Here is a 587-nt window from a genome sequence, read left to right as displayed (position 1 = left end):
AATGCCATATATGGACGCTCCCGGTGAGTCAAGACAATACTCTGCTCACCGAAGGCTTTTTGGCCTTAGTTTTCTGTACAACATTCTCACTGTTATCGTTGCTTTTGATTTGCTCATTTACCGCTAGAAGCGGTTGTACTGCCATATATACGGGCTTAACAGTCAAGCTGCGCCCCTAATGAAATCCGTACCACTGCGCCTAAAAATGTGAAACACCCATGCGGATTAGGATTACCCTATCCTTGGCCTATTCGGGCTAGCACTGGTTGGACTGAGCCATTTCTTCATCGTTAACAACAACCTTGGTGAGTATATAATGTGCTATCTTGCGGCTCTTATCACCCAGTCGGGTTAACTACCCTTGGCAAGACCGAGCTCTGCAAGATAGCGACAACAGTGTTAACAAGTACCATGATTTGCTCCTTGATTTGCAGCATATTGCGGAGAATAAGGCACTTGTTTTTGTAATAAAATCCATATCAGTCTGGCGAGCCTATGAGCAGTGGCTACCACCGTACTGCAGATGCTTTTTCGGCTTCTTAACTGCATTATCCAAAGGTTTAAATCATCTTGTTTTTTACTTGCAT

1 pseudogene is annotated in these 587 nt (G+C 44.1%); it reads right to left on the bottom strand.

What is annotated here, in order from left to right:
* Positions 1 to 399 precede the first annotated feature (399 nt).
* A pseudogene (locus AC19MV_RS23050) lies at positions 400 to 587 on the bottom strand (IS110 family transposase); the annotation flags it as partial.

It is taken from the genome of Shewanella sp. MF05913, assembly GCF_059758095.1.
This window is presented reverse-complemented; position numbering and strand designations above follow the sequence as displayed.